This is a genomic window from Gordonibacter sp. 28C, from assembly GCF_003339845.1.
In the GTDB taxonomy this organism is placed as follows: domain Bacteria; phylum Actinomycetota; class Coriobacteriia; order Coriobacteriales; family Eggerthellaceae; genus Gordonibacter.
In genome coordinates, this window is record NZ_PPTR01000002.1 from 274,202 (window position 1) to 297,204 (window position 23,003).

The following is a 23,003-nucleotide window of genomic DNA, read 5'->3' on the forward strand; positions in this document are numbered from 1 at the left end:
CAAGGCGAGGCCCGGGACAACTCCCGGGCCTCGTAGCGCGCTTCGGCCGCAAGGGCCTACCGCGTCTGATCCTCTTCCTCGTTTCCGAGCTCCTTCGCAGCGGCCTTCTGCTGCTCGTTGAACTGGTCGGCGCTGCGCTTCTCCGCGTCTGTCGCCTTCTTGAACTCGGTGGGCTGGTTAAGCACCACCTGCGGGTACGGGATGCTGATGTCGTACTTGTCGAAGATCAACTTCATCTCGCGGTTCAGGTCGCGCTCCAGCTGGATGCGGTCCGTCTCCGCGCACTGCACCACGATGCGGATGTTCACGCTGTTGTCACCCAGCGCCACCACGCCCTTGTAGAACGGGCCGTCGATGATGGCCGGCAGGCGCTTGCGGACGAACGGCAGCTCCTTTGCCAGGATGTTCTCCACGCGCTCGAGCGACTCGCCGTACTCTATCCCGACGTCGCACGAGGCGTAGGACGTCTCCTTGGTCATGTTGATCACGTTGCTGATGTCGCTGTTGCGGATGACCTTGATGTTCTGCGAGCCGTCCTCCACCTTCGTGGTGCGCACGCCTATCTCCACCACGGTGCCGCGCCAGTCGCCCACCTTGATGATGTCGCCCACGCGGAACTCGCCCTCGAAGATGATGAACAGGCCCGACAGGATATCCGACACCAGCTCCTTCGCGCCGAAGCTGATGGCGATGGACAGGATGCCCGCCGAGGCAAGCAGCGTCGTGGTGTCCACGCCCACCAGGGCCAGGCAGTAGTACAGCATGCCGATGATGGTGGCGTACTTGATGAAGCTGCCCAACAGGCGGCACACGGTCTCGCCGCGGGCGCCCAGCACGGTGGCCAGCAGGTTCAGCAGCTTTTGCACCACCGCGACCACGGTGAGGGCCACGCACACGAACATGAGGCATGCGGTAAGGGCGAACACGTTCAGACCGCGCTCCCACTCGCCGCCAAGAATGTAGGAGAAGATGGAGTTGCTGCCGAAGAAGCGGTCCTGGAACACCACGGCCACGCACACGGCGACCACCGAGATGCCCACGAGCCACTTCACCACCGCTGCCGTCTTCTGCTCGGCCGTGCGCTCTTCCCACCTGAACGATCGGTCGAGCCAGCGGCTTGCGGCGGACTCGGTCTTGGCCACACGACCGCTCGGCATCTTCACGTCGAACATGCGCGATTCGGTTCCCTCCTCCTTGCGCCGAGGCGCAGAGGAGCTGCGACGGGGTTCGAACGACAGCAGCAGGAATATCACCGCCAGGCACACCAGGGCCACGCCGCCCGTGGCGAGCGTCAGGGGAACGCGCTCGGCCATGAGCTCGCCTTCGGCGCCGGCGATGTAGAGGTAGTAGTCGTCCGTTTCGGCCGATGAGGCGTAGTACTGCACGCCGTCGACGGACACGTAGTCGCAGTACCCGTCCTTCAGCTGGTTTTCCGTCATGCCGTGCTCGAGCGCGTTCTTGCCGACGAGCCGCTGGTCGGGGAAGTAGGCGAACGTGTCGTCGGCCTTGCTCACCGCGAAGGCGAACCCGTCGGATCCGGCCTTCACGCCGTCGAGCACGCTGCCGATCTGCACGGTGGACAGCAGGTTCTCCAAGCGCGTCGGGCGGACGCTGATCTGCACGAGGCCGCTCGCGTTGCCCTTCGCGTCATGCAGCGACACGCCGATGTACTGGCGCAGCTCGCCGGTTATGTCGTCGGCCCGCGGCTCCTGGACCACCGCGTCGGCGCCCTGGAGCAGCCTCCTGAACTCGTAGGACTGGTCGTCGGGGTTCTCGCTCAAGGTGAAGTTCGTGTACGAGGAGCTGGTGGCCGTCATGAAGCCGGTCTCGTCGTAGACGTACAGGTACTGTATCTGGAGCACGTCGCCGAGCTTCTTCAAATCGTCGCTGTTCGCCAGCGCGGGGTTGCGATCGAGGATGTAACCCGCCACGCGGCATTTGCTCAGGTAGCGCTCGCCGTACTGGTTGCTGAGATCGTCCGTGCGGTCGTTCGCGCGTTGGATGGTCTCCACCATCTCGTCGGCGCGCTCGTTGTTGGCCACCGACTGCGACGAGAGCGCGAACAGCGTTTGCATGTAGAACGACACCAGCAGGATGCCCAAAAAGCCCACGAGCGACAGCACGGCCGCCTTCCTGCCGATGACCTTGTTGTAGCGCAACGGCCCCATTTCGCGATAGTTCTCGGAGTCGTGCCCTTGGCGCTCGTCCTCGCGCATGACGAACACGCCGTACATGATGACCACGACCATGACCGCGAAGAAGATGAACAGGATGACGCCCACCGTGATGTTGCGCGTGGCGGCCATGTCGCTTTCGGGCACGGCGGCGATGTAGTACGTGTCGCCGATCTTGCTCACGTGACAGTACAGCGACTCGCCGTCCAGCGTCATCCACGAGAAGGCGCCGTTTTCCAAATCGGCCGCGTCGATTCCCTTGTCGATGGCGTCGGCGCCCACCAGGTTCCTGTTCGGGTGGTACTCAACCAGGTAGTCTTGCGCCGACACCGCGAACATATAGCCGTGCTGGCCTATGGCGATGTTCTTGAGCACGCTTTCGGTGGAACCCGCGATCTGCGTCAACTCGCGCAGCTCCGCGGGGTTCTGCTCGATCACCACCATGGTGGAATCGTCGATGCGGGCGGCGTAGTAGCGCATGAGCCAGTCTTGGTCGGGCAGCTCTATCTCCACCGCCTTCGACGGCTTCCCGTCCTCGAACACCGTGCGCAGCTGGTTGAAGCGAGAGTAGGTGAAATTCGCGCGCGTGTCCTGAGCCTGCGCGATCAGATTCCCTTCGCGGTCGACCACCATGACGTTGTCGACGCCTAGAAGATCCTGGTACTCGGCCATCTTCGCCGGCGTGGCTTCGAACCCCGTGTTGTTGTTCGCCATGAAAGCCACGCTCTCGGCCTTCGATTGGAATATGGCATCGTACGTGGCCGTGTTCTGCTTGACGCCGTCGTCGGCGTCCACCAGCAAATCGGGAAGCGCGCCCGCCTCCTGCTGCATTTCCTGGGTGTAGCCGTCCAGCGACAGGTCGGTCTGCATCGTGGCCAGCAACACGCCCATGGCGGCCATGCTGACCGCCGCGACCGCGATGAGGATGGCGATCTTGACTTTGAGTTTTCTCGACATGTTCCAGCGCCTCCCCGTCAGTCCCACTTGTCCGTCAGCTCGGCGACCGTACCGTCGTCGATCATCGCCTGAACGGCGTCGGAAACCGGTTTGCTCAAGGGGGAGTCCTTCTGCGTGGCCACACCATAGCTCTGGGTGGCGATCTTGAAACCGAGAATGCTGCGGCCGTCGTTCAGGTACGTGTGGGCGATGCTGCCGTCCATGCACGCGGCGTCGACGGTGCCCTCCTCCAGCGCTTGGCTGAGATCCCGATACGAGTCGAGCTGCACCAAGCGGAAGTTGTCGAACACCGTTTCCGCGTGGTCCTCGGTCTGAGAGACCACCTCGCCCGACGTGAAGCCCACGTCCGTCAACCTCTGCGCCAGCTGCGGAGCCGTGTTCGCTCCGGACATGGTGGCGATCGTCTTGCCCTTGAGTCCCTCGATGCCGGCGACGAGCGAGCTGTTCTCCACCATCACGATGGAGGAGTCCTCGTAGTACGCCGGCGAGAAGTCGAAGTTCTTCTCGCGCGACTCCGCGACGGAATAACAGGCGACCAGGCAGTCCACGTCGCCGTTCTGCAGCATGTCCTTGCGGTTCTCAGGCAGCACGGTCACGAACTCCACATCGTCGTAGCCCAGCCGCTCGGCCATCTCGTTGGCTATGTCGATCTCCAGGCCGTAGTACTTGCCCGTGTCCTCGTTGAGGTAGCCGAAGCCCACCACGTCGCTGCGCACGCCCACCCGCAGCGTTTTGCCGTTGCCCGCAGCCTCTTTGCCGCCATCGCCGCCGCACCCGGCCAGTCCCGCGAGCGCAAGCGCGAGCGCGAGCGCAAGGGCGGCGAGCAGGAGCGCCACGCCCCTTCTCATGCCAGCTTTGCCCATCCTTCTCCTCCGATCCGAGTACCTCTACCCCCGCCGCAGCGCGCCCCGTGCAAGCTTCGGCGCGTGCGGGCCCATCTTGAAAAACGCGGCGCAACCTGCCCGAGCGCTTTTGAGCGCGATGCGGTCGCATATGCGTCGCTAAAACTGTAAGTATGCCAAAACGAAAGGAGGACAACGGGGTCGAACGAAGGTTCAAATTATTATTAAGGGTTGCCAAACCGCAGGTCAAAAAGGTAAGGCGATGCGGATGAAGCCGCAGCCGCGAACCTCTTTGACGGCAAAGAAAAGCGGCCTTGGCGGGACGATCCCGCCAAGGCCGCTTCCGCGTTCGCAAGAATGCGCGCCGTTACGCCGCCAAGCGCTTGGCCACGGCCAAGATGAAGTCGCGCGTGCTGAGCTTGACGGGGTTCGGCAGCGTGGTGATGAGCGCGAGATCGCCCGTCATCTCGCCGGCCTCGATGGTGTCAAGCGTGGCCTTCTCCAAACGGTCGGCGAACGCCACGAGGTCGTCCAGGCCGTCCAGCTCACCGCGCTTGCGCAGCGCGCCCGACCACGCGAAGATGGTGGCCACCGAGTTCGTGGAGGTCTCCTCGCCCTTCAGGTGCTTGTAGTAGTGGCGCTGCACCGTGCCGTGCGCGGCCTCGTACTCGTAATAGCCCTGGGGGCTCACCAGCACCGACGTCATCATGGCCAGCGAGCCAAAGGCGCTCGACACCATGTCGCTCATCACGTCGCCGTCGTAGTTCTTGCACGCCCAGATGAAGCCGCCGTCGGCCTTCATCACGCGCGCCACGGCGTCGTCGATGAGCGTGTAGAAGTACTCGATCCCGGCTTCCTCGAAGCGCGCGGCGTACTCGGCGTCGTAGATCTCCTGAAAGATGTCCTTGAAGCGGTGGTCGTACTTTTTGGAGATGGTGTCCTTCGTGGCGAACCAGATGTCCTGGCGCACGTCGAGCGCGTACTCGAAGCAGCTGCGCGCGAAGCTCTCGATGGACGCGTCCAGGTTGTGCATGCCCTGGGCGATGCCGGGGCCGTCGAACTTCTGCACCAGCTCGCGCGTCTCGGCGCCGTCGGCCGCGGTGTACACCAGCTCCACCGTGCCGGGGCCGGGAATGCGCAGCTCGGCGTTCTTGTACACGTCGCCGTAGGCGTGACGGGCGATGGTGATGGGCTTCGTCCAGTTGCGCACGCACGGCTCGATGCCCGCGACCGTGATGGGCGTGCGGAACACCGTGCCGTCCAGGATGGCGCGGATGGTGCCGTTGGGGCTCTTCCACATCTGCTTGAGGTCGTACTCGTCCATGCGCGCGGCGTTCGGCGTGATGGTGGCGCATTTCACGGCCACGCCCAGGCGCTTCGTGGCCTCGGCGGAGTCCACCGTCACCTGGTCGTCGGTGGCGTTGCGGTGCTCCAGGCCCAGATCGTAGTACTCGGTTTTCAAATCGATGTGCGGCTCTAGCAGCTCGTCTTTGATCATCTGCCAGATGATGCGCGTCATCTCGTCGCCATCCATCTCCACCAGCGGCGTGGTCATCTGAATTTTCGCCATGGTCGCCCTTTCGTCCTCATGCGGCCGCCCCGACCCTCCGGGCGCGGCAAACCCGTTTTCTCGTACCCGACCATGATACCGTCAGATTCAGCCGAATCGCCCCGAAAACAGAGCAAGAACCGGAGCCGCCGGCCCCAACCGCGCGGCGCCGGCCGGAATCGCCCCGCAGGAGCGGGCTGCCGCCCCTGCGATCGCCCCGCTCAGGCAACGCCCAGCTTCTAGGCGAACAAAGGGCGCCCGATGAAACCCGACACACCGTTCGCCACGAGGGTCTGCATCATTTCGAGGAATTCCTCGGGCGGCAGGTCCCTGCCGTTCCCGCCCCACTGGCTCACGAGGCCGAACATCGCGTGGAACATGAACGCGGCAAGGTACTCGACGTTCGGCTCGTCCTCCGACACGCCCGTGACCTGCAAGAAGAACGGCATCATGGTCCGCTTCACCTTCACGAGGAACCGCGGGTCGCCCTTGTCGCCCAGCAGCACGAGCACCTCCTCGTTGTGCGTGGCGAACAGCTGCGCGCACCGCATCGAGAACTCGTGGAGGCTGCGCGGGATCCCTGCGCCGACGATGGCCGCCGCATTGCGCTCGAGCTCGTCCAGCAGCTCGTCCTCCAGCTGATCGAGCAGGTCGTACACGTCGGTGAAGTACTCGTAGAACGTTCCGCGGTTGTAGCCGGCGTCCTTGGTCACCGCCCCCACCGTCACCTGCTCGATGCCGCCCTCGCGATACCGTTTCCAAAACGAGTCCATGAGCTTCTTGCGCGTCTGCGCCGTCTGCTCCGGCTGCTTCTTCATGCCATGCGCCTCCGATCGTCCGACATTCGCAACGAAGTTGTCGGTTGATGTACGGGCTTGCGCCCCCTATGCTTTTATCACACAACACGTTGTTGGATAGTTTACCACAAGCGTAAGGGGTGATGCGCATGCCCGAGATAGCGATTTCCCATCTGACGAAGGACTACGGCCACGGCCGCGGCGTGTTCGACGTGTCCATCGAGGTGGAACGCGGGGAGTGCTTCGGCTTCCTCGGCCCGAACGGCGCCGGCAAGACCACCACCATCCGCCACCTCATGGGCTTCTCCCGCCCGCAAGCAGGCACGACCGCCATCCTCGGGCAGGATTGTTGGACGCGCTCCGCCGAGCTGCAGCGCAGCGTGGGCTACCTGCCGGGCGAGATCGCACTGCCCGCCGGCATGACCGGCACGGCGTTCCTGCGCATGATGGAGCGGATGCGCGGCGTGCGCAACGACGAGCATCTGAAGCTGCTGCTCGACACGTTCGACCTGGACCCGAGCATCTCCACGCGCGAGATGAGCCTGGGCGTGAAGCGCAAGATGGCCGTGGTCACCGCGTTCATGCACGATCCGGACATCCTGATCCTCGACGAGCCCACGAGCGGCCTCGACCCCGTCATGCAGCAGGTGTTCATCGACTACGTGCGATGGGAGAAAGGACGCGGCAAAACCGTCTTCCTCTCTTCGCACCTATTCAACGAGGTCGACGCCACCTGCGACCGCATCGCCATCATCAAAGACGGGCGCATCGTGTCGCAGTTCGAGACGAACGAGTTCCACCAGCGCGGCGAGAGGTTCTACCAGGTGTCCTTCGCAAGCGACAACGCCTATCGCGCGTTCACCGCCCTGCCCTACGAGTTCGCCGCGCAGAGCCCCGAACGGCGCCGGGCGAAGATCCACGTGAACGACGCCCAGGCGAACCGGCTGATCGCCGACCTCGCCGACACGGACGTGACCGACTTCGAGGAGATCCCCTTCACCCTGGAGGACTACTTCATGCAGTTCTACCGGGAAGACCGCCAATACGAGGAGGTGAGGTAGATGGAAGACGCCGTCATCCGCGTGGACGGCCTGACCAAGGACTACGGCCACGGTCGCGGCGTGTTCGACCTCGACCTGCGCGTCAAGCGGGGCGAGGTGTTCGGCTACGTGGGCACGAACGGCTCCGGCAAAACCACCACCATCCGCCACCTCATGGGCTTCATCAAGCCCGACGCGGGCAGCACGTCGATCTTGGGGATGGACTCGTGGCGCGATTCCACGCGCATCATGAACCACGTGAGCTACGTGCCGGGCGAGATCGCCTTCCCCAGCCTGCCCACCGGCACCGCCTTCCTGAAATCGCAGGCCGAGTTCCTGGGCGTGACCGATTTCACGTACCTGAACCACGTGGTGAAGCTGCTGCAGCTGGACCCGTCGGCCAACCTCAAGCGCATGTCGAAGGGCATGAAGCAGAAGACGGCCATCGCCGCCGCGCTCATGGGCGACAAGGAGATCCTCGTGCTGGACGAGCCCACCACCGGCCTGGACCCGCTCATGCGCGACACGTTCCTCGACCTCGTGCGCGCCGAGAAGGCGAAGGGACGCACCGTGTTCATGTCGAGCCACATCTTCGAGGAGATCGAGGAAGTGTGCGACCGCGTGGCCATGATCAGGGACGGCAAGATCATCGAGGTGTTCGACCTGCGCGAGCTGCGAAACGGCGACGCGAGGACCTTCCATGTCGCGTTCGCGTCGCGCAGCGAAGCCGGGCGCTTCGCAGGCGCGTGGAAACCCGTGAAGTCCGTCGACGAAGCTGCGGCCACCGTCACCGTCGAGGTGTCGGCGAAGGACCTCAACCACCTGCTGCGCACGCTGAAAGCCTATTCGGTGGCCTCGTTGAGCGAAGAGCATTTCACGCTGGAGCAGCACTTCAAGAACGTGTACCTGAAGGGAGCGAACTAACATGGGCGCGAACACCAAGACGACGCGCTTCTTCTCGAAGCCTTTGATGAAGCAGACTTTCAAGTCCAACCTGGTGCTGGCCTTGGTCATCCTGGTCATCATGTGCGGCATGTGCGTGGTCATCAACTACGCGACGAACCTCATGGGTTCCGACAGCAAAAGCGAGCTGACCGCAGACGAGAAGACCGAGGCGCAGCAGGACTTCTACTCGTACCTGTACGCCATGGCCTCCTACGACGAGATGGCGCAGGCCGACCTGTCCTACGACGACTTCGCCAGCACGTCGGACAAGGCGCCCTACGAAACGCTGTTCGATCTCATGAACAAGCAAGCCGACCTGGACCTGAGCGTCCAAGGGCTGCAAGACGCGGCGGTGCAGCTGGAGAAGTCCGACGTTCCGCTCGACACCTACGTCGAGCAGTTCGAGTACGTGTACGCGCTGGGCCAGGTGAAAGGCGTGTTCAGCGGCGACGACCTCGATATCGAGGACATGATGAACACCATGTTCGCCACCATGGGCGTGTCCACCGACCTCATGGACACCATGGGCTCCATGGACAGCACGTCCATGCTCAACCAGATGTACTTCACGGTGATGGGGCTGCTGCCCATCCTGCTGCTCATCGTGATCGTTGCGAACTCGCTCGTGGCCGACAAGGTGGACAAGGGATCGATGGCCTACGTGCTGTCCACGCCCACGAAGCGCTCGGCCGTGGCCATCACCCAGGCGACCTACCTGATCGTGGTGCCGCTCGTCATCATCGGCATCGTGTGCTGCGTGCGCATCGGATCGTCGATCGCGCTGTTCGGCGAGGTGAACGTGGAGAAAACCGTCATGTTGTACGCGGGCATGTACGTTCTCGTCGAGGCGATCGCGGGCCTGTGCTATTTCGGCAGCTGCGTGTTCAGCCAGAGCAAGAAGTCCATGGCCTTCGGCGGCGGCCTCACCGTGTGGTTCTTCCTCGCATCGCTTCTGGGCATGTTCGGCTCCCAGAGCCTCGTCGACATGGGCATCGGCGTGGAGGCGCTCGGGGTGTTCAACAACCTCACGCTCATCGGGCTGTTCGACATCAACGCCATCGGCACCATCGGCTCGGGTGCCGTGGACTACGCCTTCGTGTGGAAGCTGGCCGTGCTGGCCGCCGTGGCCGTCGTCTGCTACGTCGCAGGCGCCATCCGCTTCCAGAAGAAGGACCTGCCGCTGTAAAGCGGCAGGCGGAGATATCTCGAGATGCGCTTGCGCGGCAAGCGCCCCGCTCATGCCGCGCAAGGTCGCCCGGAATGCCTCGCAAAGGGACAGTTCCCTTTCGAGGCGTTCCGGCTCAAGATCCTTCTCCGCTTGCACGCCCCTCCCGCAAGCGCGATAATCGAGTCTTCGATACCGTGCTCGACGAAGCAAGGAGACGCCCATGAAGGTGCTCGCCGTCAACGGAAGCCCGCGCAAGAACAGGAACACGGCAACGCTTCTCGAAGCGGCCCTCGAAGGCGCGACGTCCGCCGGCGCGCAGACCGAGCTCGTGCACCTGAGCGACTTGAACTGCAAGGGCTGTGCGAGCTGCTTCGCCTGCAAGCTGAAGGACGGTCGGCTCGTCGGGCGCTGCGCCCTGCGCGACGACCTCTCGCCCGTGCTCCAGCGCGCCATGGAAAGCGACGTGGTGATCTTGGGGTCGCCCATCTACCTGGGCGGCGTCACCGCCGCGACGAAGGCGTTCCTCGAACGCCTCGTGTTCCCGTGCCTGTCCTACGACGCGCCCGACCGCCGGTGCTTCGAGGGGCGCATCGCCACCGGCTTCGTTTACGCCATGGGCATGCCGCACGACCGGGTGGAGGCAGCGGGCTACCCGCATCTGTTCGACGAGAACAAACGATATCTGGAGCTTCTGCGCGGTCCGTCCGCGTACGTGGTCTCGGCCGACAACTACCAGTTCGACGACTACGCCCGCTACGCGGCCTCGAACTTCGACGAGCCGCACAAGGCCGCCGTTCGCGCCGAACGCTTCCCCCAAGAGTTGCAAGCCGCCCGTGACATGGCGGCGAGGCTGTGCGCGGTTTCCGCCTAATCGGCCTCGATGGATGAAACGTAGTCGATCAGCTTCTGTTGCGCGTGTATGTCCGTCTTGTTGTAGACATGGTAGATGTGAACGCGAGCCGTGTTCCTTGAAATGAACAGCTGCTTGCCTATGTATTCCGCCGTTCTGCCTTTGCACAACAGGAAAAGTATTTCGGCCTCGCGCTCGGTCAGCCCGCACTCGCCCCGAACGATGTCGCATTGCCGCCTCAAAAGCGCATCCGGCCCCTTGTCCGGAACGCCAACGGGCACTCCCTTGCCCGCATTCCCCTCGCCGTCCTCCCGTGCGAAGGGGGTGGCAAGGCTCGGTGTGAAAAATACGGCAGACACCACCAGCACCAATACAACAGCCGCGTCGGCGTAGACGACGAGATCCTGGCTGCCTCCCACCGCCAGCCCCAAGGCAACGAGCGAACCCGCGAAGAAGCCCGCCAGAAGGGGAAGCAGGGCCCGCGAGATCACCGGCGTGTCCAAGTTGCCGATCTTGACGCACTGGCCGAAAGCCCACCCAAGGTTGCGCAGAAAGTAGAAGCCGAACAACCCCAGCAGCACGCCGTTGGCAACCGGTGCCAAGAACTCCGGCTCCACCATAATGCAGAGGAAGCAGCCGGCCGCCACCAACACCACCGCTTCGTTAACCAGCTTGTCGTTGCTCTTGCGCGGCAGCAACCCGGCAAGAACGACTCCCAGAGCCAACAGGGCAACAACAACCAGGCCGTTTGCCTCGTACTTCAGGGAGAAGGACGCCGTCATGCCGAACACGATGCCGTACAGGGCGTTGGCAAACGGAGCGCGCTTGTTGAAGCGCGCGAAAATGTTCACCAGGGGCTTGTCCTCATCCGCCTCGATGTCCTTCGCCTCCGCAAGCTCCGCGCTTAAAAGCACCGCCCCCACGAAAGCCAGGATGACGAAGGGGACCACCACCTGCTCAACTGCCATCAGCGCAAAGCACGTCGCCAGCGAGAAAGCCGCCGCCACGCCGTGAACGCGCATCGGGCCGGACAGCACGTCCGAAAGAAAAAGCATCGCGACGATCACCGTCCAGCTCAAAGCGCCCGAAAGGGCGGCTGAGATAGCGGCGACCGCCAGATTTCCCGGCATCATGCGCAGGGAAACGAGCAGGGCAGCCATCAAAACGCCGAAGCACAGGCCGCACGCCATCGGGCATGTGCGCTCGATGTCGGTCAGCACTTGGGCAAGGCTGGGCAAGCTCAGCAGGAAGGCGGCCACGGCGAACCCGCCGGCAAAGCACGCCAGCAAGAAAACGTCCAGCAGCGGCGGCATTGCGATAGCCGAGGCGACAAGCAGGCACACGCACGTTCCCAAGCACCACGATAGGGCGCCGTGCAGCACCGCACGCGTGCCCGACACCACGGTTTTTCGCTCCCCCATAGCTCTCCCTGCCCCTAAACGTCAGAAGCCTGCCCCATCGCGCGGACGGGGCAGGCGCGTTTACACGCTTATTCAGATAGTACCCAGAGCGAGACGATCACGCAAATGCTTGATCGTCCTTCGATGCGCGAGGGCCGCCGTCCGGGGCGCCTCCTTGCGCGATCTTCCTCGGATCAAAACCGCTGACCTTCGCAGCTATCGCCGTCGACAGCGGAAGAACGATCAACACCAATACGAACACGCAGGGAAGCGCGATGGGGTACACGTGGAGCCACGCGTCGATGGTGCCCATCAAGCCGAGCGCCTGAATGTTGTTCACCCAGCACAGAATCATGCTCAGAATCGTTGTGAACACCACGTCGAATATCAGGGCGGTTATCAGGCTCGACGCAACCTTGTTGGTAATGCGCAGAGCGGCGACCGCTTTATTCGCCCAATTCGAGACGGGAAGGGCTTCGCCGATGAAGCAGGCTACGCAATATCCCGGAATGAACATCACGATAGAGTTCAACGGGGTGAAGATGGGCGCTTGCGGCGCGGCGGCCTGCGCGCTGCCCAAAATCAGGCATACGAAGAAAATCGTTATGACGAAGTTCACGACCATGTTCATAATACGACCGAAACCTGCAGGTCCTTGATAGTACGGCATGTTATTCCTCTCTTCGGAAATACAGTAGGAACCCCGAGCGCTCTTGTGCGAAGTCGCTGCTATTTCTCAATCACGTAAAGGCATTGCTTGGCATCGGTAAGCCCCTTGGCCAACTCTTCCACCTCTCCGAACCGAAGGCAGTTCGCGAAGCAGTGCTTCACGCAGGTGGGCAGCTCCCCCTCGGAGGTGCGCGCGGCGCAGGCGTCGCATTGGTCCGTCGGCACCGGCAGGTACGAATGCTGCCATTTCTCGGCACCCCCCTTGTCCTCGTAAGGCCAAACGCCGATCTGGGTGACGACGATGCCGTTCTCCCCCACTTTCATGCCATGCTCGGTCTGGCAGGCAAGCTCGCAACCGTGGCAGCCGTAGCACCAGCGAGCATCGATAAGCAGTGCTTTCATGGCTCTCTCCTATTCCTCGTACTTTCGGACGGCGCAGAGCTGCGCCTTGATGTTCGTGCCGAACCCGTGCTTTCCGCAGTCGTACTCGCACAGGTTGTTGACGTTCACGTCCATGACCCCGTACAGGTCCTCGGGGTCGCCCTCGGGGAACCACCAGGCATGGTCGGTCTGGATGTTGCCCTCCATGATCTCGGGCGTCACGCGCAAGCGCATGTGGGCTTTGCCGTTGTTGTTGTAAAGCTCCACGATGTCGTTGTCTTTCACGCCGTATTTCTCCGCATCGGCGGGGTTCATCTGGGCAAGCGGCTCCTTCACGATAGCGCGCATGCGCGGCATGTTGCGATGCTCGGAGTGGAACGTGGTCCAGCGACGCACGCCCGTGGTAAGGATGAGCGGGTACTTCTCGTACAAGTCCGGCGTGGCCAGCGGGCCGGGACGCACTTCCTCGTAGTAAGGCAGCGGATCCTGCCCGATCGACTGGAACATGCCGCACCAAAGCTCGATGCGCCCGGTCGACGTGTTGAAGCCCGGCTGCCCGTCGGGACGCAGCAGGCCCTTTTCATACTTGCGGTACTGGAATGCGGGGAGAACCGGAGACACCTCGCACAGTTCCTCGAAGGTGTATCCCGTGGGCTTGATCATCTCGGTGAACATCTCCTCGACCGTGTCCCACGGCCAACCTTTCGGGTTGAAGCGCTTGCCCAGCTCCAAGTTGATCTGCTGGTCGGATTTCGATTCGCCGCGCGGTTCGGTCACTTTGACCATGGCGGCGGCGCGCTGGGAGCCGGTCGTCAGAGCCACGCCGTTGCGCTCGGGGAACAGGCACACCGGCAGCACGACGTCGGCAAGCGCCATGGTCGTGGGCGTCATGTACGGAGTGACGTCGACGAAGAAGTCGAGCTTCTGGAAGGCCCTGAGCACCCGCTCGGGCTCCGGCGCCATGCAGCTGATGGGGTTCATCGTCTGGTTCCAGCAGGCATGCAGCTCGTAAGGCTCGCCCGACTCAAGAACCTTGAGCACCTCTTCCGATTCGGTGTACGGGGTGGCGAACGCGTACATGGGGTATTTTTTGATGCCGATCTTCTTGGCGAGCTGTTCCTGGCTGATGAGCTCCCTGCCCCAGCCTCCGGCGTATCCGCCGGGGAGGATGTCGGTCGGCATGATCATGCCGCCGGGCACGTCGACGTTTCCCGTGATCTGGAACACCGTCTGCATGGCATGCGCCGCCGGCACCGCTTCCGCATTGGACGAATCGGCCGCAAGACCCCATTGCAGGGCGGCCGGACCGTCTTCTACGATCATGCGGGTTGCCCGGACGATATCGTCTTCTGCAAGCCAGGTGATGGCGGCCACCTTTGAAAGCGGGTACTCCTTGGCGCGCTCCGCCAACTGCTCGAAGCCGTAGCACCACTTATCGACGAAGTCCTTGTCGTACAGGTCGTTCTCGATAAGGTAGTTGATCATGCCCATGGCCAAGGCGCCGTCGGTGCCGGGACGCGGGCGCAGGACGAGGTCGGCTCGGGACGACAGCCAGGTGATCTTGGGATCGACGTTGATGAGCTTCGAGCCGCGCTTGAGGCATTCGACCATCCAGTACCCCATCACCCCGTCGGAGTTGGACACGAGCAGGTTCACGCCCACGTTGAAGATGACGCCGGGAGCGCGCCATTCAGGATTGTCGAAGCGGTCGACGAACTGCTGCGAGTAATCCGCCAGCCAAAAGCCGCCCAGCGTGCCGACCATGCCGGCGATGCGCGGCAGATAGCAGGAATCGCCCGATTGCCCGACGCCGCCGAAGTTGGGACTGCCGAACGACCAGGAAAGACGCGTGATGTAAGGCGTGATGTCCCGCCCGGTTCCCTGCTGGAATATCACGGATTCCGCGCCGTACTTCTCTTTGATGTCGTTGAAGGTCGCCTCGATGAGGTCGTATGCCTCGTCCCAGGTGATGCGCTCGAACTTGTCCTTGCCGCGATCTTCCCGCGCCCGCTTCAAGGGATAGAGCAAGCGGTCGTCTGCCGCCAGCGCATCGGGAACCGCGAAGCACCGCGCGCACAAACGGCCCTGGTTGAACGGAGTCGCCTCATCCCCTTCGATTTTCGTGACGTTGCCTTGGTCGTCGGTGTGGATCTTGATGCCGCAGCCGTTGTGGCAGCCCGGCGCCGTCCAGGCGCTTGTGCGCGTTACCGTCTCCCCGTCTTTCCTCGTATGGAGCGGAAAGCCTTGTCCTGCCGCTATGGTTTCCATGCCGCCCTTCCTTTCCTCGTCCCTCGTCTTATGGGGCTTCATGAAACGAAGTATGGAAGGGCAACGTCCGGCTGTCTTAATCAACAGGAGCTTATTTACCGAGGCAGGCTGCGGATAATGCTGCAAGCATTATCCGCAGCCTGCCTTTTTCGCTTGAGGGGGAAGCTTGAGCGATAGGCGCGCCTTTGCCGTCCGAGCCCGCTCGCTCAGACAACCGGGCTCTCACGCTTTGCGCGAGCAGGCGGTCAGGAGATCGCCCCTACGGAGGGCGAAAGCAGTTCCTCGGCGAACCCCACGCGGAAGTTCTTGAACACGGCCTCGCCCTCCTCTTGGGTGGCGTCCAAATCCACATCCGCCATGATGCCGAAGTCGTGGTCGCCGGCCTCGTCGCTGAATATCTGGTGCACGTGCCACACGCGGTCTGCCTTCTCGTCTGCCTCGTCGATGGAGAGGTAGGCCATCGAGCGGGCGTCCGCATCGATGGATATCTCCTCGTGCGCCTCGAAGTACGCGTCCAGCGCGCGCTGCCAGCGCGGCTCGCCGCAGCCCCACTCCGCATCGATCGCTCCCAGCTCGGCGACGCGCCCCTGCGCGGCCAGCCGCACGCGGCGGAACAGCGCGTTGCGCACGAGCACGGTGAGCCCGCGGCGGTCGGCCACCACCGCGTCGCCCGCCTGCGGGGGCGCGGCGTCCAAGATGGATCCCGCGCTCTCCCATTCGTCCACCAGGCTCGAGTCCACCGAGCGCACCACGAAGCCGAGCCACGCCACGATGTCCTCCAAGCGCTCGTCGCGCCGCTCGGCCGGAATCGTGCGGTCGAGCACGCGGTACGCGTCGGCCAGGTAGCGCAAAAGCGTTCCCTCCGACCGCGCGATCTTGTAGCGGCCCACGTAGGTCTTGAAGTCCGACACCGTCTCCACCATGTCGCGCACCACCGACTTCGGCTCCAGCTGGAAGTCGCGCGCCCAGGGCACCTCCTCGCAGTAGCGCTCGAACGCGGCATCCAGCAAATCCTCCAGCGGACGCGGGTACGTCACCTCGGCGATGCGCTCCATGCGCTCGTCGTACTCCACGCCGTCGGCCTTCATCTCGGCGATGGCCTTCTCGCGCGCCTGGCGCTCCTGCGCGCGCAGCACCTGGCGCGGGTTCTCCAGCGTGGCTTCGGCCATGGAGATGACGTCGAGCGCGTAGCTCTCGTCCTCGGGGTCCAACAGCTCAAGCGCCGCCAGCAGAAACGGCGACAGGGGCTGGTCCAGCGCGAAGTCCTCCGGCAGATCCACCGTGGTCACGTACTCCACGGCGCCGTCCTCGCCCTCCAGGCGCTCCACCACGTCGGCGTTGACGAGCGTGTCGAATATCTCGTCGGCGCGCACCCGCAGCGCCGCCTTCTCCTCGTCGGTCTGCGCCGAGTCGGCGATGAGCCGGCGCACCCGGCTGTACGCGTCGCCGCCCTGCACCACCTCGGACAGCACCATAGAGTGCGTGATCTTCATGCGCGGCTTCAGCGTTTCCGGCACGGCCTCGATCAGCCGCTCGAAGGTCTGCTTGTTCCACGTGACGAAGCCCTCGGGCGGCTGCCGCTTCTTGATCTTGCGGATCTTCTTCGGATCGTCGCCGGCCTTCGCCAGCAGTTTCGCGTTCTCGATGTCGTGCTCGGGCGCGAGCGCGACCACCATGCCCTCGGTGTCGAAGCCCGACCTCCCGGCCCGCCCGACGATCTGATGGAACTCGCGGGCGCGCAGCCGGCGCATGCGGTGTCCGTCGAACTTCGTGAGCGCCGTGAGCACCACCGTGTGGATGGGCACGTTGATGCCCACGCCCAGCGTGTCCGTGCCGCAGATCACCGGCAGAAGCCCCTGCTGGGCCAGCTTCTCCACCAGCAGACGGTAGCGCGGCAGCATGCCCGCGTGGTGCACGCCCACGCCGCTTGCCAGCAGGCGCTTGAGCGTCTTGCCGAACGCCGTGGTGAAACGCGTTCCCTTCACCGCCTCCTTCACCTGCTCGCGCTGCTCCTTGCTGGCCACGCCGTAGCTCGACAGCGACTGGGCCGTGGCCAGCGCCGCGTCCTGCGAGAAGTGCACCAGGTACAGCGGGGCCTCTCCTTTGCGCAGCGCCAGCTCCACCGTGCCCTCCAACGGCATCTCCACGTACTCGTAGGCCAGCGGCACAGGGCGCGGCGCGTCGGCCACCACGTCGACGTCCGTGCCGGTGCGCTGTTTAAGCGACGCGGCGATGTCGGTCACGTCGCCCAGCGTGGCGCTCATGAGCAAGAACTGCGTCTTCGGCAGCGTGAGCAGGGGAACCTGCCACGCCCAGCCGCGGTCCGCGTCGCCGTAGAAGTGGAACTCGTCCATGGCCACGCAGCCCACGTCGGCGCGTTCCCCTTCCCGCAACGCGAGGTTCGCCAGTATCTCGGCCGTGCAGCAGATGACGGGCGCGCCCGCGTTGATGTGGGCGTCGCCCGTGATCATGCCCACGTTCTCGCGACCCAGCAGGTCAACCAAATCGAAGAACTTCTCGCTCACGAGCGCCTTGATGGGGGCCGTGTAGTACGCCCGGCGCCCCGTGGCCAGCGCCATGAAATGCAGCCCCAGCGCCACGAGCGACTTGCCCGACCCCGTGGGCGTGCCCAAGATGACGTGGTCGCCCACCATGAGGTCCATGAGCGCCTCTTCCTGGTGCGGCCACAGCTCGATGCCGCGCGCGGCCGTCCACTCGAGGAACCGATCGAGCGCCTCGTCCGGCGTCAGCCACGGCTCCGGCTCGGGCTCACCCTCCTCGGGCTCCCACCACGGGGGCGCGAGCCGCCCGAGCGAACCGTGCGCGAAGGCCTCCCCTTGGAGGGACTCCGTCGTTTCTTCTGCTGAGCGTTCAACCATGCGGGGCAACCTCCGGGGCTCGAAATCACGTCGAATGCGTATTTTACTCGCAACCGCCCCCGCACGCCGCCCGAGAACGCCGAATCAACCGAGGATGCACGATCCCTCCCGTCGCCCTGCGCGGCCCGCATACTGTTATAATCGAGCACCGAACAGACAAGGGACGGGCGAAACCCCTCCCTTCCACCTCGACCAGGAGGTCGACCATGAGCTTCGCATTGAACCCCTACACCGCGCCCGACTTCGCGAAGGCCCCGCTCGCGGACGCGCCGGACGCGGTCATGGAGCCCGCCCCGAAAGACGGCGTGGCCCCGCAAGGCTATCACGCCCTGAGCGTGTACCCCGAGTACTTCAAAATCGACGGAGAATGGCTGCTCGCCGAGGACAGCCGCATGGACTGCGTGCCCGTCTACGAAGGCGGGAAGATACACGTGCGCGAGTTCCGCCACCTCAAACAGGGCGACCTCGTGGTGTGCGGCCGCACGGAAACGGGCGCACACGGCATCTACGTCCATACCGACGGCTTCTGCCCCGCCGACTGCGGCGCGGAGGCGCCCGATGACGCGGGCCGACGCGCGGACAACTTCGCCTTCCGCCTGGGCCGCTCGCGGGAAACCGCGTTCTCCCGCGAGTACGACGAGCTCTACGAGCTGCTGAAGTACGAGCGCGAGCACGGCTACATCGTGTGGGTCATGGGGCCGGCGTTCTCGTTCAACGGCTTCTCGCGCACGGCCTTCTCGAAAATCGTGAACGCCGGCTTTGCCGACGCGGTGTTCGCCGGCAACGCGCTCGCCACGCACGACCTGGAGGGCTCGTACTTCCACACGGCGCTCGGGCAGGACATCGAGACGCAGGAGAACCGCCCGCTCGGCCATTACAACCACCTGGACACCATCAACCGCGTGCGGTTCCACGGCTCCATCGCCCGGTTCCTCGAAGAGGAGCAGGTGGACAACGGCATCATGTACGCGCTGGAGAAGAACAACGTGCCCTACGTGCTGGCCGGCTCCATCCGAGACGACGGCCCGATGCCCAGCGTGATAAGCAACGTTTACGAAGCGCAGGACGCCATGCGCCACCACCTGCGCAAAGCAACCACCGTCGTGTGCATGGCCACCATGCTGCATTCAATCGCCACCGGCAACATGACGCCGTCCTACCGCGTGCTCGAGGACGGCACCGTGCGGCAGGTGTACTTCTATTGCGTGGACATCGCCGAGTTCGCCGTCAACAAGCTCACCGACCGCGGCTCGCTGGCCTCGCGCGGCATCGTGACGAACGTGCAGGACTTCATCGCGAACGTGGCGAAGGGGCTCGGGCTGTAGCGGGCGCGCGCCGCCGTCCGGCCAACGGTGCACGGGCAGGCGGGCGGGCCGCACATCGCCGACGGGCCGCCGGACCGTCGGCGGCGCAAGGCCGGTCGGAGCCGACGGCTCGCAACCGGGGCCTCGAACGATTACCCGAGCGGCAGCGCCAGCTGCTCGGGTCCGCCGGACGTCTCGAGGGGAGGCCAGCGATGCCTCGCCATGTCGATGGTCTCGTCGTCCGCGAAGGCCACGCCCTCGTCTTCCAGAAGCCGCCGCTGCACGCGCTTCCCGCCGAATGCGTACGTCGGCGCGAGCGTTCCCTTGGCGTTCACGATGCGATGGCACGGCAGATCCCACCCGCGCTGCACGCGGCTCATGGCGAGCCCCACCTCGCGCGACGCCTTGGGGTATCCCGCCAGCTCCGCGATGGTGCCGTACGTGCACACCGACCCCGCCGGCACCCTGCGAACCTGCTCGTACACGCGCTCGAAGAACAGGTCGTCCATCTCGATCATCCCCGAGCCCGCTGCCGCCGCATCCTGCACGGCCACCACCCCCTCGCCCGTCCCAATGCCCCAGAAGAGGCCAGGCTCCTTTTGGGGCAAGGCACCTTTTCGAACGCCTTTTCAAGATCATGATACCGCAACCTGACGCCCGCGCCCGGCACCCCCGACGCAGCCTGCGATAGAGCGCTGTTCTTTTTGCAGTTTGAGAGCGCAAACGCAGGAAGGCGGGCCGAAGCCCGCCTTCCGTTTCGCGCGCTATGCAAGGTCGGCTAAGCCGCGACGACCTCTTTCTCGGCCTTCTTGCCGGGAAGGAGCGCCGCGATGCACGCCAGCGCCGCACCGACCACGCCGACGATCACGAGCGGGGCGCTGCCTGCGTTCCAAGCACCCGCATCCAGGTACAGGATGGCGCGGATACCCTCGCTCATGAAGCGCTGCGGCGCCCACGGGTACACCCAGTCCTGCCAGAACGCCGGCAGAGCTTCGAACGGGAACGTGCCCGTCATCATGCCGAGCGCGAATCCCACCACCGCCAGGAGCGCACCGAGCCCTGTGGAGATGTTGAACGCCCCCACGAACAGCAGCATCACGCAGAAGCTGGCGAGCCACATGAATGGCACGATGGTGCCCATGGGAGCCTCGATGCCCGCAACCCACAGCAGCATGCAGTACGCGCACAGGCTGACGATCAGCGAGGCCGCAACGGCGTATGCCGCCTGGATGCCGATCGACTTCCAGCGCTCGGCGCTCGTCGCGCCGGGCTTCTTCTTGAAGATGCGGCTCAGGAACAGGCCGGTCATCATCGAAACCATGAACAGGGGCATGATGGCAAGCTGGAGCGACACCATGCCGGACATCGGATTCGCCGATGCGGCGTCGTCGCCGGAAGCCGTGCCGGTGTGGATGGTCTCGACGTCAACCTCGACGCCCATTTCCTGGAACATCGACGAGATGCTCGTGCTCATCTGGCTGGCCACCAGGGGACTCTTCGCCTTGTCGATGATCACCTTGAGCGCGGGGGCCTCGACATCGGCGGTTTCCGTCGCCGTTTCGGACTGCCCGGCAAGCGCGGACAGCGCGGCGGCCTGGTCGGAAGCGCCGGTCTGACCGGCCGCGGCGGCCATCGCGGCGGCCTGGTCGCTGCTTGCGTCAGTCGCCCCGCCCGCAGCTGCGGCGGCCATAGCCGCAGCCTGATCGCCCCCAGCAGCGTCGCCGCCAGCGGCCAGCGCCGCCATCGCCGCGGCCTGGTCGCCCGCAGCAGCGGCGCCACCGGCAGCCGCGGCCTGGGCGGCGGCCGCCGCCTGCGCCTGCGCGGCCATCAGAGCCTGGGCCTGCGCCAGCGACGCCTGCGTCTCGGCCTGCTTCGCAGCCATCTGCTGGGCGCTGAAGTCCGCAGGCACGACCAGCGCGCCGTAGTACTCGCCGTTCTCAAGGGCCTCGTCCAGCTCCTCCTGGCTGCCCACCTTCGTCCAGGCGATGGGCGATTCCTCGCCGTCCTCCGTCGTCGAGGACGTGATGCCCTCGATCATGGTCTCGCCGGCGTTCATGGTGCCCTGCGACGTCTCCACGCCCTCGTCGAGCGAGAGCACGGCGAACGGCAACCCCTTCATCTCCATGTTGGCCATGGGGTAGAACATGACGGACATGACGCACGCCACCACGATGCCGAGCACTAACGGCACCACGTATTTCGCTTTCCCGAGTTTTTCGAACATCGGGAGCCTCCTTCCAATCTGCCGCCGGGCACTTGACCGACCCTTCGGCATCACTTATCCTTAGAGGGCATTTTATTGGTCTATCTGACTAATTAAAATAGATAATATTGTTCTCGTTGTCTAGTTTTGAGGTGCAGCGATGCCACGACCGCGCAAAGACCAGGAGGGGCCCAGCGCCCGCGAACGCATGGAGGAAGCGTTCTGGGAGGCCCTCACCGAGAAGCCCTACGCCAAGATCACCGTCGGCGAGATCGCGCAGCGGGCCCATGTCAACAAAAACGCCTTCTACTACCATTACGACGGGCTGCAGGCGCTGGCCGAACAGGCGCTCGACCATATGCTCCCTCGAGAGGTCGCCCGCATGCTTCTGATGAGGGGAGGGTTGCCGGAGGACATGGACGACGCCCAGATAAGCGCCCTGGCAAACGAGCCCAACCTTAAAAAGCGCCTGGATCGGGCGCTGCTGGTCGTGGGCAAGCACGGATCGAGCGAGCTGGTGTCCGTGCTCAAAAACCTGGTCATGCAAACCTGGTTCGACCTGTTCAACGTGGACGGGTCGCGCTTGAGCAGCGAGGCCATGGTGGTGGTCAGGTTCACCTTGGGCGGCCTGCTCGAGATTATAAGCGACGAAGCCTGCCACGGGAACAACGCCAATCCGATACAAGCCATCCTCGGCTCGGGCATCGCGGCAACCGCCTCGGCGAAGGTCGTGGAAACGCTGCGAGCCGCTGCAAGCGAGAACCCTCACGGTCGACCGTCCCGTCCGCAAGCGGAAAACCAGTAGCGCCGTGTTTGCCTCGGCGAAGCATCGGAAGCGCGCACGGGGGCCGAAAGGAACCCCCGTCGCAAACGTCGCGCACGGCAAGCGCCCCGTCGATCCCGGTCGCTTCGTCGCCCCGAGCTTCTACAATCTGTTTTGGATTTTCATCGTGTGCAGCGTCGGAGGCTTGGTCGTGGAAACGCTGGTGAGCTATCCCGTGGACGGCGTATGGAAGGATCGAGCCGGGCTGGTGTGGGGCCCGCTCTCGCCCATCTACGGCGTGGGCGGCGTGCTGGTCACCGTCGCGCTCAACCGGCTGCGCGACGCGCGAACCATCGTCCTGTTCGCGGCGGCGGCCGTCGTCGGCGGCCTGTTCGAGCTCGTGGCCGGCTGGTTCTGGGAAAGCGCGTTCGGCATCGTCGCCTGGAGCTACGCCGACCAGCCCTTCAACATCGGGGGTTACACCTGCTTGGGGATAGCGCTCGTCTGGGGCTTGGCCGGCCTGGTGTGGATGAAAGGGGTGCTGCCGGCCGTCATGCGCCTCGTCGACCTGATCCCCGCGCCCTTGCGCACCGCCGCCACGGCGGTCCTGGCGGCGTTCGTCGCCGTCGACGTGGTCGTCACGCTGATGGCCTTCAACTGCTGGTTCGAGCGGCTGGCCGGCGCCTCCGTCGACACCCCCGTGCAGGAGTTCTTCGCCGAGCACTTCGACGACGGGTTCATGGAAGGGCGCTTCCAAACCATGTCGCTCTACCCCTCCCTCGCCGATCGGGGCGACGATCGTTGAACAAAATAT

The 23,003-nt window shown here is 64.4% G+C and carries 18 protein-coding genes; 7 read left to right on the forward strand and 11 right to left on the reverse strand.

Features of this window, described 5'->3' with window-relative positions; all coding sequences use genetic code 11:
- Positions 1-56: 56 nt before the first annotated feature.
- The 4 genes from C1878_RS03535 to C1878_RS03550 form a co-directional block, all read right to left on the reverse strand.
- Complete coding sequence (locus tag C1878_RS03535; RefSeq protein WP_114600322.1) at positions 57-3,131, reverse strand: mechanosensitive ion channel domain-containing protein; 3,075 nt, start codon at positions 3,129-3,131, stop codon at positions 57-59.
- 17 nt (positions 3,132-3,148) lie between these two features.
- Positions 3,149-3,994, reverse strand: coding sequence for a transporter substrate-binding domain-containing protein (locus tag C1878_RS03540; RefSeq protein WP_114600323.1), 846 nt, complete (start codon positions 3,992-3,994; stop codon positions 3,149-3,151).
- Positions 3,995-4,340: 346 nt separating this feature from the next.
- Entirely contained in the window at positions 4,341-5,543 is a 1,203-nt protein-coding gene (locus C1878_RS03545) for an NADP-dependent isocitrate dehydrogenase (RefSeq protein WP_114600324.1), read from the reverse strand.
- Positions 5,544-5,761: 218 nt separating this feature from the next.
- Positions 5,762-6,340: a TetR/AcrR family transcriptional regulator gene (locus C1878_RS03550; protein WP_114600325.1), complete on the reverse strand. Its 579-nt coding sequence runs from the start codon at positions 6,338-6,340 to the stop codon at positions 5,762-5,764.
- A gap of 128 nt (positions 6,341-6,468) precedes the next feature.
- Here C1878_RS03550 and C1878_RS03555 point away from each other — a divergent pair, with 128 nt between their 5' ends.
- The 4 genes from C1878_RS03555 to C1878_RS03570 all read left to right on the forward strand — a co-directional run bounded on the left by C1878_RS03555 (position 6,469) and on the right by C1878_RS03570 (position 10,343).
- The gene (locus C1878_RS03555; protein WP_114600326.1) at positions 6,469-7,380 is read left to right on the forward strand and encodes an ABC transporter ATP-binding protein; all 912 of its coding nucleotides are present in this window, start codon (positions 6,469-6,471) and stop codon (positions 7,378-7,380) included.
- Positions 7,381-8,283, forward strand: coding sequence for an ABC transporter ATP-binding protein (locus C1878_RS03560; RefSeq protein WP_114600327.1), 903 nt, complete (start codon positions 7,381-7,383; stop codon positions 8,281-8,283).
- 1 nt (position 8,284) lies between these two features.
- Positions 8,285-9,490 (forward strand): ABC transporter permease subunit, encoded by a 1,206-nt coding sequence (locus C1878_RS03565; protein WP_114600328.1) that lies wholly within the window; start codon positions 8,285-8,287, stop codon positions 9,488-9,490.
- A 202-nt stretch (positions 9,491-9,692) separates the two neighbouring features.
- On the forward strand, positions 9,693-10,343 hold the full coding sequence (locus C1878_RS03570) for a flavodoxin family protein (protein ID WP_114600329.1): 651 nt from the start codon (positions 9,693-9,695) through the stop codon (positions 10,341-10,343).
- Here the strand turns inward: C1878_RS03570 and C1878_RS03575 are convergent.
- The 5 genes from C1878_RS03575 to C1878_RS03595 all read right to left on the reverse strand — a co-directional run bounded on the left by C1878_RS03575 (position 10,340) and on the right by C1878_RS03595 (position 17,919).
- Positions 10,340-11,665, reverse strand: a complete 1,326-nt coding sequence (locus tag C1878_RS03575; protein ID WP_158539701.1) for a helix-turn-helix transcriptional regulator — start codon at positions 11,663-11,665, stop codon at positions 10,340-10,342. The two genes, C1878_RS03570 and C1878_RS03575, sit on opposite strands and share 4 nt — an antisense overlap.
- Before the next feature lie 175 nt (positions 11,666-11,840).
- On the reverse strand, positions 11,841-12,392 hold the full coding sequence (locus C1878_RS03580) for a DUF2798 domain-containing protein (protein WP_114600331.1): 552 nt from the start codon (positions 12,390-12,392) through the stop codon (positions 11,841-11,843).
- A 59-nt stretch (positions 12,393-12,451) separates the two neighbouring features.
- Positions 12,452-12,793, reverse strand: coding sequence for an oxidoreductase (locus C1878_RS03585; RefSeq protein WP_114600332.1), 342 nt, complete (start codon positions 12,791-12,793; stop codon positions 12,452-12,454).
- A 9-nt stretch (positions 12,794-12,802) separates the two neighbouring features.
- Entirely contained in the window at positions 12,803-15,040 is a 2,238-nt protein-coding gene (locus tag C1878_RS03590) for a molybdopterin-dependent oxidoreductase (protein ID WP_114600333.1), read from the reverse strand.
- A gap of 245 nt (positions 15,041-15,285) precedes the next feature.
- Positions 15,286-17,919 (reverse strand): RNA helicase, encoded by a 2,634-nt coding sequence (locus tag C1878_RS03595; RefSeq protein WP_114600334.1) that lies wholly within the window; start codon positions 17,917-17,919, stop codon positions 15,286-15,288.
- 206 nt (positions 17,920-18,125) lie between these two features.
- On the opposite strand from C1878_RS03595, the gene C1878_RS03600 reads away from it, so the two are divergent.
- Positions 18,126-19,244, forward strand: coding sequence for a hypothetical protein (locus C1878_RS03600; protein WP_114600335.1), 1,119 nt, complete (start codon positions 18,126-18,128; stop codon positions 19,242-19,244).
- Positions 19,245-19,375: 131 nt separating this feature from the next.
- Here the strand turns inward: C1878_RS03600 and C1878_RS03605 are convergent, their stop codons facing one another.
- A complete protein-coding gene (locus tag C1878_RS03605; protein ID WP_241963587.1) occupies positions 19,376-19,831 on the reverse strand; it encodes an MGMT family protein in 456 nt (151 codons plus the stop codon).
- Positions 19,832-20,001: 170 nt separating this feature from the next.
- Entirely contained in the window at positions 20,002-21,447 is a 1,446-nt protein-coding gene (locus C1878_RS03610) for an ABC transporter permease (protein ID WP_114600336.1), read from the reverse strand.
- Positions 21,448-21,586: 139 nt separating this feature from the next.
- Here C1878_RS03610 and C1878_RS03615 point away from each other — a divergent pair, with 139 nt between their 5' ends.
- Complete coding sequence (locus C1878_RS03615; protein ID WP_114600337.1) at positions 21,587-22,231, forward strand: TetR/AcrR family transcriptional regulator; 645 nt, start codon at positions 21,587-21,589, stop codon at positions 22,229-22,231.
- Between the two features lie 145 nt (positions 22,232-22,376).
- Positions 22,377-22,994, forward strand: a complete 618-nt coding sequence (locus C1878_RS03620; protein WP_158539703.1) for a putative ABC transporter permease — start codon at positions 22,377-22,379, stop codon at positions 22,992-22,994.
- Positions 22,995-23,003: the final 9 nt, after the last annotated feature.